Below are 473 nucleotides of genomic sequence, written 5' to 3' on the forward strand. Positions count from 1 at the left end.
GATGGCCAAACTGTTACTGTTATTATCAGCGATGGTACAAACCAAGTTGAAACCACGGCGCTTGTGCAAAACGGCGAGTATGTTACCGATCCGATTGATGCAAGCGCACTAAACGATGGCACACTCACTGCCACAGCTAGCGTATCCGATGTGGCAGGCAACCCGATTTCAGCACAAGATTCAGTCGAGCTTGATAACACCGCAGCGATCACAACCAGCATTGATAAAACCGCCGACGGCGTGATTAACGGCAACGGCGAAAGCGCCGCCATGGTTGTGCGTGGCACGGTTAGCGATGTGGAAGACGGTCAAACTGTGACGGTGATCATCAGTGATGGCACAAACCAAGTTGAAACCACGGCACTTGTACAAAACGGCGAGTATGTTACTGATCCGATTGATGCAAGCAACTTAAACGACGGCACATTAACCGCCACTGCTACAGCGTCTGATTTAGCTGGTAACCCTGTAAG

General features: G+C 50.5%; 1 protein-coding gene. It reads left to right on the forward strand.

The genetic code is table 11. The annotated features are described in order from the left end of the window. Positions 1–473, forward strand: a 473-nt coding sequence (locus HUS62_RS22475; RefSeq protein ID WP_175081210.1) for a hypothetical protein, incomplete at both ends; no start/stop codon positions are given.

This window comes from Pseudoalteromonas sp. 0303, assembly GCF_013349995.1.
Classification (GTDB): Bacteria; Pseudomonadota; Gammaproteobacteria; order Enterobacterales; family Alteromonadaceae; genus Pseudoalteromonas.